The sequence below is a fragment of the Actinoplanes sp. NPDC023801 genome, assembly GCF_040639655.1.
Lineage (GTDB): Bacteria > Actinomycetota > Actinomycetes > Mycobacteriales > Micromonosporaceae > Actinoplanes.
This window is the reverse complement of record NZ_JBFAAI010000045.1, coordinates 1-15,564: the sequence shown is the minus strand read 5'-3', so window position 1 is coordinate 15,564 and position 15,564 is coordinate 1. Positions and strand designations below refer to the sequence as shown.

Annotated in this window: 12 protein-coding genes; 6 read left to right on the top strand and 6 right to left on the bottom strand. The window is 70.7% G+C overall.

The features are described 5' to 3' along the window. The first annotated feature begins 18 nt into the window (after positions 1-18). A complete protein-coding gene (locus AB0G04_RS41880) occupies positions 19-1,995 on the top strand; it encodes a LysM peptidoglycan-binding domain-containing protein (RefSeq protein WP_360995563.1) in 1,977 nt (658 codons plus the stop codon). Here AB0G04_RS41880 and AB0G04_RS41875 read toward each other — a convergent pair. The 3 genes from AB0G04_RS41875 to iolB are packed head-to-tail and all read right to left on the bottom strand — an operon-like array spanning position 1,992 to position 5,687. Beyond that, positions 1,992-2,867: a serine hydrolase domain-containing protein gene (locus AB0G04_RS41875; protein WP_360995561.1), complete on the bottom strand. Its 876-nt coding sequence runs from the start codon at positions 2,865-2,867 to the stop codon at positions 1,992-1,994. The two genes, AB0G04_RS41880 and AB0G04_RS41875, sit on opposite strands and share 4 nt — an antisense overlap. A 26-nt stretch (positions 2,868-2,893) precedes the next feature. Next, positions 2,894-4,777 (bottom strand): 3D-(3,5/4)-trihydroxycyclohexane-1,2-dione acylhydrolase (decyclizing), encoded by a 1,884-nt coding sequence (iolD, locus tag AB0G04_RS41870; protein WP_360995558.1) that lies wholly within the window; start codon positions 4,775-4,777, stop codon positions 2,894-2,896. A 19-nt stretch (positions 4,778-4,796) separates the two neighbouring features. Beyond that, positions 4,797-5,687: a 5-deoxy-glucuronate isomerase gene (gene iolB / locus AB0G04_RS41865; RefSeq protein ID WP_360995555.1), complete on the bottom strand. Its 891-nt coding sequence runs from the start codon at positions 5,685-5,687 to the stop codon at positions 4,797-4,799. A 252-nt stretch (positions 5,688-5,939) separates the two neighbouring features. Here iolB and AB0G04_RS41860 point away from each other — a divergent pair, with 252 nt between their 5' ends. Both AB0G04_RS41860 and AB0G04_RS41855 read left to right on the top strand, forming a co-directional pair. Further along, a complete protein-coding gene (locus AB0G04_RS41860; RefSeq protein ID WP_360995553.1) occupies positions 5,940-6,707 on the top strand; it encodes a class III extradiol ring-cleavage dioxygenase in 768 nt (255 codons plus the stop codon). A 47-nt stretch (positions 6,708-6,754) separates the two neighbouring features. Beyond that, positions 6,755-7,771 carry a TerC family protein gene (locus AB0G04_RS41855; protein WP_360995551.1) on the top strand — a complete coding sequence of 339 codons (1,017 nt, stop codon included), beginning with the start codon at positions 6,755-6,757 and terminating at the stop codon, positions 7,769-7,771. 538 nt (positions 7,772-8,309) lie between these two features. Here the strand turns inward: AB0G04_RS41855 and AB0G04_RS41850 are convergent. Continuing rightward, positions 8,310-10,646, bottom strand: coding sequence for an amino acid permease (locus AB0G04_RS41850; RefSeq protein WP_360995548.1), 2,337 nt, complete (start codon positions 10,644-10,646; stop codon positions 8,310-8,312). Between the two features lie 179 nt (positions 10,647-10,825). Between AB0G04_RS41850 and AB0G04_RS41845 the strand changes: the two genes are divergently transcribed. Beyond that, entirely contained in the window at positions 10,826-11,092 is a 267-nt protein-coding gene (locus AB0G04_RS41845) for a hypothetical protein (RefSeq protein ID WP_360995546.1), read from the top strand. A gap of 104 nt (positions 11,093-11,196) precedes the next feature. Beyond that, on the top strand, positions 11,197-12,225 hold the full coding sequence (locus AB0G04_RS41840) for a S66 peptidase family protein (RefSeq protein ID WP_360995543.1): 1,029 nt from the start codon (positions 11,197-11,199) through the stop codon (positions 12,223-12,225). Between the two features lie 214 nt (positions 12,226-12,439). On the opposite strand, the gene AB0G04_RS41835 is transcribed toward AB0G04_RS41840, so the two are convergent. Next, positions 12,440-13,093, bottom strand: coding sequence for a response regulator transcription factor (locus AB0G04_RS41835; protein ID WP_360995541.1), 654 nt, complete (start codon positions 13,091-13,093; stop codon positions 12,440-12,442). Next, positions 13,090-14,334: a histidine kinase gene (locus tag AB0G04_RS41830; RefSeq protein WP_360995538.1), complete on the bottom strand. Its 1,245-nt coding sequence runs from the start codon at positions 14,332-14,334 to the stop codon at positions 13,090-13,092. Before AB0G04_RS41830 ends, AB0G04_RS41835 begins: the two co-directional genes overlap by 4 nt. Before the next feature lie 131 nt (positions 14,335-14,465). On the opposite strand from AB0G04_RS41830, the gene AB0G04_RS41825 reads away from it, so the two are divergent. After that, entirely contained in the window at positions 14,466-15,365 is a 900-nt protein-coding gene (locus AB0G04_RS41825) for an ATP-binding cassette domain-containing protein (RefSeq protein WP_360995536.1), read from the top strand. Positions 15,366-15,564 lie beyond the last annotated feature (199 nt).

Below are 15,564 nucleotides of genomic sequence, written 5' to 3'. Positions count from 1 at the left end.
AAGCGAAGGGAATTCACCATGCCTCGTCTCGGACACGGCCGCCCGATCACCGACGAAGACATCGACCGGGCGAAACGGGAACTCGCCGAGTTCGCCGCCCGGTCACCGTTGGCGTTCGCCCTGGCCCCGCCCGTTGCCACCCACCCCTTCGACCTGCTCTTCCCCACCCTGCAGGACGATGAGGCGAATCTGCTCCCACGGTTACCGGACACCCCGGCGAAATTGAAACGGCTCGGCGCCATGACCGACGACGAGAACCGCGACGACAACAGCCCGATCCCGGCCGCCTACACCTATCTCGGCCAGTTCATCGATCACGACATCACGCTCGAGATCGACAACGAGAAGCAGGATCTCGGCTCCGGCACCATGAAGGTCCTGCTCGACCCGGCCATGGCACCGCTACCGCTGGACCAGATCCGTAAGGTACTGCGCAATCAGCGTTCGGCCACTCTGGACCTGGACAGCGTGTACGGGGCACCGGCGCCGCGCGATCCGGCCGACGAGGACCGGATGAGGCTCGGCCGGGTCCACGACATCACGCTGACGAACCCGCCGAACCCGAACCCGCCGCCGCTGGCCCGCCCGAAGGGCAAGAGCGACGACAACGACCTGCCCCGCGAACCGCGGAGCACGGACATCAGACATGACCGGGCGGCGCTGATCGGCGACCCCCGCAACGACGAGAACACCATCATCTCGCAGCTGCATGTGGCGTTTTTGAAGGCACACAACGCGCTGATCGACCAGGGTCTGCCGTTCCGCGAGGCGCGGCGCACCCTGCGCCAGCACTACCAGCACATCGTGGTGCACGACTTCCTGAAGCGGATCGCCGAGCCGGAGATCGTCGACGACGTGGTGGTCAACGGGAACAGGTGGTTCAACCCGTACGCCGAACCGTTCTTCATGCCGATCGAGTTCGCGGTGGCCGCCTACCGGTTCGGGCATTCGATGGTGCGCAGCCTCTACAACTTCAACTCGAACTTCCGGGTGAACACCCGGCCGCCGGGCAGCCTGGATCTGCTGTTCGTGTTCACCGCGCTGAGCGGCCAGCTCGGCGAGGACCTGGGACTGGAGCCGGCCGACGGCCTGCCGGAGAACTGGATCATCGAGTGCGAGAACATCGTCGGCCCGGGCGACGCCGTGATGAAGACCCGCAAGATCGACACGAATCTCGCGTCGCTGAACGGCGGGGCACTGTTCCGCCTCCGGGACGAGACGGGCACGCCGCTGCCCGACGACGCCGGCCGGCTGGCGGTGCGCAACCTGCTCCGCGGTTACCGCCTGCGGCTGCCCACCGGCCAGGCGGTGGCCGACCTGCTGGGGGTACGGGTGCTCAGCAAGGACCAGATCCGGCAGGCCGCCGGGTCGGACGCCCAGCGCGCCGCACTCGACGAGAGCGAGTTCCTGACCCGTACCCCGCTCTGGTACTACGTCCTGGCCGAGGCGAAGGCGCTGCACGACGGCGCGCACCTGGGGCCGGTCGGCAGCACGATCGTCGCCGAGGTGCTGGTCGGGCTGGTCCGCCGCAGCGAGGACTCGATCCTCAAGCAGCCGGGCTGGAAGCCGACCCTGCCGGCGGCGAAGCCGGGCACGTACGAGCTGGCCGACCTGCTGCGCCTGGCCGAGGTCCTGCCGGGCGGCGAGCGGCCGCGCACGTACACGGTGCAGCGCGGCGACACCCTGTCCAGGATCGCCCGGGAGAGACTCGGTGACGAGGCCCGCTGGCCGGAGATCTTCGTGCTGAACCGGGCCACTGTCCCGAACCCGAGCCGGATCTTCCCCGGTCAGGTGTTGTTCCTGCCGCCGGCCACGCCGGCCGGGCCGATCCCGCGGCTCTACACGGTCCGGCCGGGCGACTCGCTGTCGAAGATCGCCCGCGAGCAGCTCGGCGACAAGAACCGGTGGCGGGAGATCTTCACACTGAACCGGGACGTCATCTCCGACCCGGACCGCGTCTTCCCGAGCCAGGTCCTGGTCCTGCCTCTCCGCTAGAGCACCGGCAGCAGATGTTCCCGGATCAGCCCGAGGGCGGGCATCCAGTCCGCCGGCAGTTCGTCGCCCGCCGGCGGGCCGAGCGAGAACCGGGGATCGCCGGTGGTGACGACGACGGCCCCGGGCAGCACGAGCACGTGCTGCCCGGCCCAGCCGCCGGCCATCACGTACCCGTCGGCCACCCAGATCCCGTAGCCGTAGCCGAGGCCCTCCGGCGGCCCGCCCGGCGTGTGTGCGCGCATCATCTCCGCCCGGAACGCCGGGTCCATCAGGGTGCCGGTACGCCACTGCTCCCCGAGCCGCCCGAGCGAATCGGCGGACAGGAACAGATGCGCGAACCCGTAGGTGAGTCCGTCGTGATCGTGCCACCAGACCGCGTCCTCGATCCCGAGCGGCGCGAACAGGTGCTCGGCGGCGTAACGGGCGACCGGCATGCCGAGTACCCCGGTGAGCGCGGCGGAGAGCAGCTGGTACGCCCCGTCGTCGTACCGGAAGGTGGTGCCCGGCTCCTGCACACGCGGGGCCCGGGCGAACGTCGCGGCGCTGCCGTCCGGCCCGGCAACGACCGTGTCGGTGTCCCATGGGGACTCGGTCACCGCACCGCGCGTCATGGTCAGCAGATGCCGCCACGTCTGCCCGGGCAGCACCGGCGTGTCCAGATCGGGCAGCAGTCCCTGCCGGGCAGCGATGCCGGCGACGGTGGCGAGCACCGTCTTGGACACCGAGAACACGTTGGCCGTCGCCGGTCCGCGGTAGTGCTCGTCGAACACCACGGAACCCTCGGCCTGCACCCGTAGGTGGCTGGTGTGCGCATAGCGGGGGTCACGCGCGATCTCCGCGCTGATCCGGCGGCATGCGGCGGTCACTGACATCCGTCGATCATGCCACCGCCTTCGTCTCACACCCCGCCCGGTCGCAGGTGGTGGCGCTGGTCGCGTTTGCCGGCGAGGTGTTCGGCGCGGGCGCTGCGGGTGCTGTGCAGGGTGGCGACCTCGGCGACCGGCACTTCCCACCAGGACTCCGGCGCGGGTGCCGACGGCTCCGGGTCGGTTTCGATGTGCAGCACGGTGAGCCGGTCGGACTCGCGCGCTTGTTTCAGTCCTTCGACCAGGTCGGCGATGCCGCGGCAGCGGACCACCGCGGCGCCCAGGCTCTCGGCGTTGGCGGCCAGGTCGACCGTCAGACGCGCACCGTCGTAGTCGCCGCTGCGCTGGTTGCGGTACCGGTGGCCGGCGCCGAACCGCTGCGAACCCACCTGTTCGGACAGCGCGCTGATCGACGCCGGCCCGTGGTTCTGCAGCAGGACGACGATCAGCTTCAGATCCTCCGCGATCGCGGTAACGATCTCCTGCGCCATGGTCAGGTACGAGCCGTCGCCGATCAGCGCGAACACCTCCCGGCCGGGTTCGGCCAGTTTGATACCGAGAGCGCCGGCGATCTCGAAACCGGGGCACGAGTAGCCGTGCTCCACGTGGTACTGCTTCGGGTCGCGGGCCCGCCACAGCCGCTGCAGGTCGCCGGGCAGGCTGCCGGCCGATTGCACCACCACGTCACGGGCCCCGCAGGCCTCGTTCACCACCCCGATCACCTCGGCCTGGGTGGGGAGTTCGCCGGGCGTGCCCCGGCCACCATACGCGTGTTCGACCGCCACCCTCCACGCCGCCACGTCGTCCGAGAAGTCGGTGGCGAAACGGCGCCCGTGCAGGGCCGGGAGCAGCGCGTTCAAGCCCGCGCGGGCGTCACCGACCAGCGGCGACGCGGACAGCTTCCCGGCATCGAACCCGGTCACGTTGAGGTTCACGAATCGGACGTCCGGCCGTTGGAAGGCGGTGTGCGACGCGGTCGTGAAGTCGGTGTAGCGGGTGCCGACACCGATCACCACGTCGGCGTTGCGGGCCAGCCGGTTCGCCACCGGGTTGCCGGTCGCGCCCACCCCGCCGACGGAGTTCGGATGATCCCAGTCGAGCGCGCCCTTGCCGGCCTGGGTGTCGGCGACCGGGATGCCGGTCTCGCGGGCGAACCGGTCCAGGGCGGCCGACGCCTCCGAGTAGATCACTCCCCCACCGGCGATGATCAGCGGCCGGTGCGCACCGCGGATCACCGCGGCCGCCCGTTCCACCGCGAGCGGGTCTGGCACCTGCCGGGGCACGTGCCAGACCCGCTTCGCGAACAGCTCGTCCGGGTAGTCGTACGCCTCGGCCTGCAGATCCTGGGGTAAGCAGAGCGTGACCGCACCCGTCTCCGCCGGATCCGTCAGCACCCGCATCGCCCCGAGCAGTGCGGACGGCAACTGCTCGGCCCGCTGGATGCGGTCGAAGAACCGGGAGAGCGGCCGGAACGCGTCGTTGACCGAGACGTCGCCGGCTCGCGGATCCTCGAGTTCCTGCAGGGCCGGGCTGCTGAGCCGGGACGCGAAGCCGTCCGACGGCAGCAGCAGGACCGGGAGCCGGCTGACCGTGGCCAGGGCCGCCCCGGTGAGCATGTTCGTCGATCCGGGACCGATGGAGGCGGTGCAGGCCATCGCCGACAGGCGGTTGCGCATCCGGGCGTACCCGACGGCCGTGTGCACCATTCCCTGCTCGTTGCGGGCCACCCGGAACGGCATGTCGGGCGATCCGGTGCGCTGAGCCTGCAGCAGCGCCTGACCGATTCCGGCCACATTGCCGTGCCCCATGACCCCTAGGAACCCGGCGACCGCCCGCTGCTCGACACCGTCGCGTTCGGTCCACTGGCAGGCCAGGAAACGCACTACGGCCTGACCGACGGTGAGACGCTGCTTCACCCTTGCCACCTCCCGCGCACTACCGCCTCTTTTCGCGCACTGAGGTAAGGGGCAGCCGGGAGTCGACCCGTTCGGCGGCCCAGCGTCCCCGCACCCAGCCGTGCGCCGGGTCGTCGCGGACCAGCCAGCGCCGTTCCCCGGGGCCGGCCATCACGGTCAGGTGGTACAGGTCGTAGCCGGGAGCGGCCATCGCGGGGCCGTGCCAGCCGTACGGGACGAGCACGACGTCACCGCTGCGCACCTCGGCGCAGACGTCGATGGGGCGGTCCGGGTGCCCGTAGACGCGCTGGTAGCCGCAGCCGTGCCCACCGGCCGGGGACGCCGCCACCTCGAAGTAGCAGATCTCCTCGAGGCTGCATTCGCCGTCGGCCTGCTCGTCGTGCTTGTGCGGCGGGTACGACGACCAGTTGCCGCCCGGGGTGAGCACCTCACAGGCGATCAGCCGGTCGGTCTCGAACGAGTCGGGGGTGCACAGGTTGTTGACCTGGCGGCTGGCCTGGCCGGCACCGCACAGCTCGACCGGGACGTCCTCGGCGGCGCCGTAACGGAACGGCAGGGTCCGGGCGGCACGGGCGGTGGGCAGCGCGAACCGTCCCCCGTTCGGGGCCCGCAGGGTCACCTGGGTTCCGCGTGGCAGGTACGCGAAGTCGGTGACCCGGGAGAAGACCGAGCGACGGCCGGTCAGGGTGAGCCGCTCGTCGTCGCAGGCCACGTCGCAGCCGCCGACCAGCGGCACGACCAGCATCTCGTCACACCCGGTGGGGAACCGGACCCGTCCGCCGACGGGCAGATGAACGACCCGCAGGCCGCTGTAGTCCCAGCCGGCGTTCTCCGGGGTGACCACGACGTCGAAGGGCCGTTCGGCCGAACTGCCCCGGGGAACCAGAGGGTTTACCCGGGCGTTCGCCATCAGGGCTCCAGCCCTGCCGCGAGGCGGCGATCGCTCCGGCAACGCTGACGGAGCGCATCGCCGCCTCGAGGGGTCATGCGCGGTCCCTTCACCTTGGTCACCCAGCGGTAATGGACCGGCGACGCTGGGTCCGGGCCTGGTTCCGATGTAATTACGCGGCCACGTCCGCGTCAATACCGGGTTTAGTTGCGGCTACAACTAAATCGGCGTACGCTCGAGGCAGAAATACTTGAAGCTTCAACGGAGGCAGCCATGTCGATGCCCGCCCTCTTCCTCAGCCACGGAGCACCTCCCCTGGTCGACGACCCCACCTGGGTGGCGCAACTGCAGGAGCTTGCCGCCGCCCTGCCGCGACCGAAAGCGATCCTTGTCGCGTCGGCCCACTGGGAATCCGCGCCGCTGATGCTCGGCGCCACCTCGCCGGTGCCGCTGGTCTACGACTTCGGCGGGTTCGCCCAGCGGTACTACGAGGTCCGATACACCGCGCCCGGCGCTCCCGGCCTGGCCGACCGGGTCGCCGCCCTGATGCCGGACCACCAGACCGTGGCCCGCACCACGCGAGGCCTTGATCACGGGGCGTATGTGCCGCTCACCGTCATGTACCCGGACGCCGACATCCCCGTCCTGCAGATGTCACTTCCCACCCTCGAGCCCGACGCACTGCTCGACCTGGGCCGCCGGCTGGCCCCGCTGCGTGAGGAGGACGTGCTCATCATCGGCTCCGGGTTCACCACCCACGGCCTGCCGTTCCTGCGCGACTGGCGCCCCGAGGCGAGCGCTCCCGGCTGGTCGCGCGAGTTCGACGCCTGGACCGCCGAGACACTGGCCCGCGGTGCCGTCGACGAACTCGCCGACTTCCGTGGGCGCGCTCCCGGCATGCCGTACGCGCATCCGACCATCGAGCACTTCGCCCCGATGTTCCTCACTCTCGGTGCATCACAGGACCCGAGTCAGGCGCCCGCACAGCCGATCGACGGCTTCTGGATGGGCCTCGCCAAGCGCTCTTTCCAGGTTGTATAAGGCCACTTCTCAGGATGTTTGCAGATTTCTTGGAGATCCTGTGAGGCATGCTTGAGGTCTCCGCGCTCGGGTGGATCGTCACCGTCGGTGTCATCGTCGCCCTGCTCGCCCTCGATTTGACTCTCGGGGTGCTCCGTCCACACGTAGTCGGCTTCCGCGAAGCCGCCGGTTGGTCGATCTTCTACATCGCCGTCGCGATCGCGTTCGGCGTCGTCTTCGGGAGTGTGTACGGCTGGGGCTTCGGAACCGAGTACTTCGCCGGGTACATCGTCGAGAAGAGCCTGTCCGTCGACAACCTGTTCGTCTTCGTCATCATCATGACCACGTTCGCGGTGCCCGAGCGATATCAGCAGGAGGTCCTCACCTTCGGCATCATCATCGCGCTGATCCTCCGGGTGATCTTCATCGTGCTCGGCGCCGCCCTGCTCAGCGCCTTCTCCTTCATGTTCCTCGTCTTCGGCCTGATCCTGCTCTACACCGCGGTGCAGCTCTTCCGGCATCGCGACGAGGATCCCGACGTCGGCGAGAACGCGCTCGTCAAGGCCGGCCGCCGGTTCCTGCCCGTGACCGAGGACTATGTCGAGGGCAAGATGATCACGCGAATCGACGGCAAACGCATGGTCACCCCACTGTTCCTGGTGCTGCTCGCCATCGGCGGCACCGACCTGCTGTTCGCCCTCGATTCCATCCCCGCGGTCTTCGGCGTGACCGAGTCGGCGTACATCGTGTTCGTCGCCAACGCCTTCGCCCTGCTCGGCCTGCGCGCCCTGTTCTTCCTGGTCAAGGGACTGCTCGACCGCCTCGTCTACCTCTCCACGGGTCTGTCGCTGATCCTCGCGTTCATCGGCGTCAAACTGGTGCTGCACTGGGCCCACAAGGACATCAGCGAGTCGGTCCCCGAGGTCGCCACGCCGGTCTCCCTCGCGGTGATCATCGGCATCCTGATCATCACCACGGTCGCCAGCCTGATCAAGTCGTCGCGCGACCCGTCGCTGAAGGCACACGCGGGCAGCCTCCGGGCCTCCTCCGCTTCCTCCAACGATCAGCAGCGCACCGGGAACTGACCACCACGCGGGGGTCGCCGCAGGCGGCCCCCGCCCTGCTCAACCCTGCCGCGCGGGTACGCCGCCCGCCGCGCAACCAGGCCCATCAGCGCCGTCGTGCAAGCAGGCCGATCATCGCCGCCGCGCAAGCAGGCCCGGACGCCCAGCCGGAGTCGCCCCGTGCCGACGACGGCGCATCGGCAGCGGCTCCCGGCAACGGGTCGCCCCCTGGCCTTGGTCGGCAACGCGGATGACGGCTCCCGGCGAGGGCAGATCCGCGGCCGAGCACCCCGCTTCAGCGCAGACTCCCGGCGCGGCGATGACTTCAGCCGTCGGACGTTTCCGGGTCGACGCCCTTCCCAACCTCAGACGATTCCGGCGCGACAGGCCTCTTCAACCCCGGACAATCCCAGCGCGGCAGGGCCCCTCCACCTCCCACACAATCCCTGCACGGCGCAGCCAATCCACGCCGACGATCCCGACGCGGCAACCCGTTCAACCGTCAGACGTCCACTCGACGCACCCCTCAGCCACCGGATGTCCGCGGCCGAGCGCCCCCTCAGCCCTCTGACTTCTCAGGGTCGGCGGTGGCGCTGGTATCCGTCGGTTGCGGGCTGCGTGGGCGCGGCGCCGGGCGACGGCTGGTCCGTGCGCGCGCTGCCGGGGTGCTTTCCGCAGTCGGGTCGGTCGCCGCCGGTTCCGCCGTGGGCGGCCTCTCCCCCGCCGGACCACCCGCGGGTGCTCCCGGCCTGAGTGTGGTCTCGGCGGCGCCATTGGCCGACTGGTTTCCCATGGGTCCCTGAGCCGATGGACCAGCGGCCTGGTCTCCGGTGGCTCCCGGAACTGGTGGATCAGCGGCCGGGCGGCCGGTGCCCCGCCTGGTGGGGGTGCGTTGCCTGGGTGCCGGAGCAGCGTTGGGCGCCGCTTCAGACGTACCCGCGTCGCCGGTTGTGCCGGAAGCAACATCCGACGCCTCGCCGGCGCCGGTGGCCGCGGTGGCCGCGTCGTTCCCGGCTGCCGCCGTGGCCGCGTCGTTCCCGGCTGCCGCTGCGGCCGCTTGGTTCCCGGCTGCCCCTATGGCCGCGTCGTTCCCGGCCGCCGCCGCGGTGGAGCCGTCGGCGGCAATGCCTGTGGTCGTGCCGATGCCGGTGGTCGGTCCGACACCGCCGGCCGGTGCGACACCACCTTTTGATGCGACACCACTCGTCGGTGCGACATCGCCGGTCGGTGCGACCGGCGTGGACCCGGTATCGCTCTCCCCGCCCGGTTCCGACGGGGTCCCGGGCCGGTCCGGATGAGACCGGGTCCCGGATCGGTCCGGCTCCGAGAGACCGTCGTCATCCCCGACCGGCTTCGACGGGATGCTCGATGCGGGCGGGGCACTGTCTGTCTCGATCGGGGCGGACGGGCTTCCGGGTACTTTCAGGCTCGGCGGGCCGGGGACTGCCGCGCCGTCGGTGACCACCGGCGGGGGCGCCTCGCCGGGAGCCAGCGGCGGACGGCCGGTGCCGATGACGGCGAAGACGTCGGGGCGTTCGCGGCGCAGTTTGCGACCCCAGACGATGCCGGCCACCAGAGCCAGCAGGAAAGCCAGGATCGGCGACCAGATCTTCGCGGGGTTGTCGGTGTCGAGGAGCTCGCCGAAGAAGGCGATCGTGACCAGCAGCACCAGCGAGAGGAAGACGGCCGAGATCCAGGGTGCGATCGCACGCCGCCATCGGGTCTCGCCGAGCGGGCCGCGGCGGAAGAACCGGATCACCGCGACGGCCGCGATGGTCATCAGGACCAGCACGCCCAGGCCGCCCGAGACGGTGCCGAAGAAGAAGAGGTCGGTCGTCGGGTTCCACACCCCGATCGCGAAGATCACCAGCACGACCGCGGCCAGCGCGGACTGGGCGACGGATGCCGCAACCGGGACGCCGCCGCGGGTCCGGGCCAGCCCGGCGGGGAGTACGCCTTCGCGGGCCACGGTCAGCGCGTAGCGGGCGACGGTGTGGTGGAAGGCGAGCATCGCGGCGAACAGGCTGGTGGCGAAGAAGATCTGACCGATGTCGAGGACGACCTTCGGCAGATAGGGCTCGGGCAGGAAGAAGAACAGGTCGGAGAGGTGCTCCCCGGCGACCGCGACGATGTTGTCGGGCCCGGCGACGACCGACATGGCCCACGCCGTACCGCCGTAGAGCACCGCCGCGACCAGCAGTGTGTAACCGATGGCGCGGGCGATCGTCCGGCGCGGGTCGCGGGCCTCGGCAGCGTAGACGAGCGGCGCCTCGAAACCGACCATGCCGGCGATCGCGGCGACCAGCAACGACACACCACCGGCGGTGGCGATCAGCGCGGGATTGAGGGTGGCGAAGGTGACAGTTCCGCCGGCCGGATTACCGATCATGACGGCGTCGAAGATCAGGACGATGAGCAACTCGGCGCAGACCAGGACGGTCAGAATACGCGCGTTGAGATCAATGTCGAGGCGGCCGAGAATCGCGATCACGGCCCATCCGATCAACGCGCAGATGATCCACGAGATCTCGACACCGAAGATCGCCAAAGCGTTGTGCGTGGCCACCCCGAATGCGCCGTAGAGACCGATCTGCATCGCGTTGTAGGCCAGCAGTGCCACGAAGGCGGTGCCCACACCGACGGGACGAGAGATACCGATCGATGCGTACGCGTAGAAGGCGCCGCTGTTCGGGACGTGCCTGGCCATCGCGGCCAGCCCGACCGCGAAGATCCCGAGAACGGCGGCGACCAGCATGTACGCCACCGGAATGCCCTTTTCTTCCACCTGGCCGTAGCCGAGCGGCAGGGCTCCGGCGACTACGGTGAGCGGGGTCATCGCGGAGACCGCGATGATGAAGATCGGCCACGTGCCGAGCTTCCTTTCCGGTTGGGACATGGCGCCTCCCGTGTCGAATCGACGATGAATCGATGACCGGCCTCCATCATGGCCCTCACAGCGCGTTGACGATATAGGAAAATGTCGATCATGAATGGAGATCGAGCCGGAGCCAGCAATTGATCTAGCGATTACGACGCCCGCCGTTTCGCCGCCGGAGGGCCGGGTAGATTGCCGGGATGCCACTCGCACCGCAACCCCGCGGCCGTCGCGGCACCGTCGAGGAGCCCTACAGCCCGCTGAACCTGCGCCTCGTCCTCGCGCTGTTCGGCCTGGTGGTGTGCACGATCCTGTCCGTGCTGCTGTTCCGGTCGGGCTGGACCGTACCCGGCTGGCTGCTCGCGGCGTGGGCCGTCGCCGCGGCCGTCGACGCTGTGGTGATCCAGCTGCGTCGCCGGGCTCGCGCCCGGGCCGAGGGCGGCCGCGACCACTCCCTGTTCGAATAGCGCAGCCTGGTCGACAGCACAGCCCTGGCCGAGCGGCGGTGCCGGTTCGGTCCACGGCGGCCCCGGTCCGGATCGCGGCGAAGCGGCCGTGCCAGGATCCCGGTATGACCATCAGGTATCCGGCCCCGCTGCGCCCCGGTGACCGCGTCGGCGTCACCTCACCGTCGAGCGGGGTCGACGGCAGCATGCAGGAACGGCTGAAGGTCGCGATCGATGTCGTACGCGAACGCGGTTACGAGGTTGTCGTCGGCGACTGCATGGACGGCACCCGGCATGTGAGCGCGCCCGCCGCCGAACGTGCGGCCGAGCTGTCCTCGATGCTGGCCGATCCGGCGATCAAGGCGGTCGTGCCGCCGTGGGGCGGCGAGACGGCGATCGACCTGCTGCCGCTGCTCGACTGGGACGCCCTGGGCGCGGCCGAGCCGACCTGGCTCGTCGGCTACTCCGACATGTCGACGGTCATTACACCGTTCTCGCTGCTCACCGGGGTGGCGACGGTGCATGGCAACAACCTGATGGACACCCCGTACCGGCCGCCGGCGGGTCTTCTTTCCTGGCTCGACATGGTCGCCCTGCCGCCGGGTGAGACCTTCACCCAGGTGTCCCCGGGCCGTTACCGGGACAAGGGCTGGGCCGACTACCGGACGAACCCCGGGGTCGACGAGTTCGTCCTGGACGCCGAGGGCCGCTGGAGCAGGCTGGACGGTCCCGGCGACGTCGAGGTCGAGGGCCGGCTGATCGGCGGCTGCATCGAGACCCTGTGCAACCTGGCCGGGACCCGGTACGCCGACGTGTCGGACTTCGCCCGCCGGCACGCCCCGGACGGGCTGCTGGTCTACGTCGAGGCGGCCGGCGACGACGCGGCGACGATCTGCCGCAATCTGCACGGCATGCGGCTCAACGGCTTCTTCGACCACGCCAACGCGGTGCTGGTGGGCCGCACCGCCGCACCCGCGACGGGCGACTTCAGCCAGCGGGACGCGGTGCTGGACGCGCTCGGTGGTCTGGGTGTGCCGATCATTGCCGACGTCGAGTGCGGGCACGTGGCGCCGTACCTGCCCATCGTCAACGGCGCCCACGGCCGGGTCGTCGTCACCGGGGACCGCAACGAGCTCACCCAGACCCTGAGCTGACCGTCCCCTCCCCTCGTCCGCCGGCGCGCACCCGGGCCCGCCCTGCGTCACCGCACACGACGGCGGGCCCGGCCGTCGCCGCGCGACCTGGCCCCGGCCGGCACCGGCACCGGCCCGCAGCTGGACACCACCGCTGCCGTCCCCGGCACCAACCCGTAGCTGCACACCACCGCTGCCATCGCCGGCACCGGCCCGCGGCTGTGCGACAGCCGGCTCAGGCCAGTCCGGCGTCGTGGACGAGCAGCGCCACCTGCACCCGGTTGTTGAGGTCGAGCTTGGTTAGCACCCGGGAGACGTGGGCTTTCACCGTCGCGACCGACATGTGCAACTGACCGGAGATCTCCGCGTTGGAGCGGCCCTGCGCAATGGCGAGTGCCACCTCCCGCTCGCGGACGCTCAACCTGTCGAGCAGCTGCCCGGCATGGCCCCGCTCGGGCGGGGCACCCGCCGCGACGTGGGCGATCAACTGGCGGGTGATGCTGGGCGACAGGGTCGCCTCACCATGGGCGACGCGCAGCACGGCGTCCCGGATCTGACCGGGCGGCGTGTCCTTGAGCAGGAAACCGCTGGCTCCGGCCCGTAACGCACGCAGCACGAACTCGTCGGCGTCGAAGGTGGTGAGTACCAGCACCTCGGGCGCACCGGGCCGGCGTCGCAGCGCCTCGGTGGCGGCGAGGCCGTCGACGCCGGGCATCCGGATGTCCATGAGCACGACGTCGGGCTGGAGCCTCGAGACCGCCTCCGGCACCTCTGATCCGTCCGTTGCCTGGCCGACGACGCTCACCTCGTCGTCCCCGGAGAGGATCATGGAAAGTCCGGCTCGGACCAGTGCGTCGTCATCGACGATGAGCACCCGTACCGGGCTCATGCCGGCCATGGCAGCCACGCGCTGACGACGAACTCGTCACCGGTCCGGCCGTGCTCGAGGTGTCCTCCGGCCAGCAGGGCGCGCTCCGCGAGGCCGATCAGCCCCATGCCGGTGCCGGGGATCGGCCTGGCCGGCATGGAGACCGGCATCGGGTTACGGACCTCGATGGTCAAGCCGTCACCGGCCGCTCCGCCGACCGCGACCCGCACGGCGGCTCCGGGCGCATGCTTGCGCGCATTCGTCAGACCTTCCTGGATGATCCGGTACGCCGCACGCCCGGTGGTGGCCGGTACCGTCTCGGGTTCCGGGCTGATCTCCAGCCGGACCTTGATGCCGGCCGAGCGGGACTCGTCGGCCAGCGCGGGCAGCGCACTCAGCGTCGGCTGTGGTCGCTCCGGTGTCTGCTCGTCCTCCGGTTGCCCGGTGCGCAGCACTCCGATCACCGCCCGCAGGTCCTGCAGCGCCTGGTGCGCACTGGATCGCACGACCGCCGCGGCCCCGGCGATCTCCTCCGGTGGCGCCCCTGGCCGGAACTCGAGCGCGCCGGCGTGCAGGCTGAGCAGCGAGATGCGGTGGGCGAGGACGTCGTGCATCTCCCGGGCGATCCGGGTCCGTTCCAGGACGCGGGCCTGGGCGATGCGCAGCCGCTGCTCGGACTCGGCCCGTTCGGCCCGGTCACGCCAGGTGACGATCAGCTGGCGGCGACCGCGCACGAGCATCCCCCACAGGGCCGCGATCACCGTCACCGCCGAACCCCAGCCGAACGCCTCCCAATAGGTCATGCCGGACTCCGGGCGCGCGGCAGGGAAGACGGCATTGGCGGCGATGACGACGATCACATAGCCCGCCAGCACGGTGAATCTCCGGTGCACAGCGACGGTGAACACGACGATCAGCAGGGTCACACCGCTGGCCATGGAGAACGTCGCCAGCAGCAACAGATAGAGCGCGAGCACCGCCAGGAAGCGGCGCCGCCACCAGAGCGCGACGGCCGCGACCGCGCTGGCCACCGCGTCGAGGATGATCAACCAGTGCGGGGCCTGGCCCCAGGCCTCAGTCGTCGGCGAGGCCGCGTCGAGCGACTCCGCGGTGACCAGGACGACGCAGCCCATGCCGAGCAGGAAGCAGATCGCGTCGACCACCCAGTCGCGCGTCGAGCGGCGCGCGGTCAGCGGCCCGGCCGGGTCCGCGGCCAGCGCGGACGGCCACAACCAGCGGTACTCCGGCAACGACGCTTCCACGGGATCGACTTTACGGGCGGGCGGCCACCGCCCGATACCGACCAAAGTCGCTACTCCGGCATAGACCAAGGTTTGCCGGCATCGACTCCCGGCCGACGCGGCGGCCATCACTTCTCACTCACGCTGAGTGCATGATTACGGTCGAGAACCTCACCAAGGCGTACGGAGCCCAGCGCGCCGTCGATGGCGTGTCGTTCACCTGTGAGCCGGGTACGGTGACCGGCTTCCTCGGGCCCAACGGCGCCGGTAAGTCCACCACGTTGCGGATGATCTGCGGTCTCACCCCGCCGACCTCCGGCCGCGCCACCGTGAGCGGCGTGCCGTACCGGCGGCTCGGCAATCCGGGGCGGCACGTGGGAGTGCTGCTCGACGCGTCGGCACAGCATGCCGGGCGGACCGGGCGGGAGGTACTGGCCCTCGCCGCGATCACCATGGGGCTGGACACCGGCCGGGTGCCCGACCGGCTGGCCCGGGTGGGGCTGGACAGCACGGCGGCGAAACGGCGGGTGCGGGCGTACTCGCTCGGCATGCGGCAGCGGCTGGGCCTGGCGTACGCGATGATCGGTGACCCCGCGGTGCTGATCCTCGACGAGCCGGCCAACGGGCTGGACCCGGAGGGCATCCACTGGATGCGCGGCCTGCTGCGGGGGTTCGCCGACCGCGGCGGCACGGTCCTGCTCTCCTCGCACCTGCTCCGGGAGGTCGAGGTCGTCGCCGACCGGCTCGTGGTGATCGGCAACGGGCGGATTCTGACGCAGGGCGACAAGGAGGCACTGCTCGGCGCCGCCGGCACGATGGTGCGGACCACCGACCCCGCGGCGCTCGACGCCCTCCTGCAGCGGATGGGCCTGACCGGCACGCGGTCGGCCGACGGGAGCGTCCTGGTGCCGTCGGATCCGGAGACGGTCGGGCAGGCGGCCGCGGCGGCCGGCGTCGTGCTCCTGGAGTTGCGGCCGGCGGGTGCCGGCGGCCTCGAGGAGATGTTCCTGCGCCTGACCGCGAGTGCCGCACCGGAAGCCGCGGCCCGATGAGCGCGATCCCCGGTCCGGCCGCTGAGGCTGCGGTGCGGACCGCCATGACCAGGGCGCTTGTGCCCGCCGGGGGCCCGGGGGGTGCCCTGCCGCCGAACGACTCCGAGGGGGGATACCGCTGAACGCCCCCCGCGCGACCCCACCCACGGCCCAGCCCGGGACCGCGGCCCCCCCCCGGCCGCAGACCCGACAGAACCAG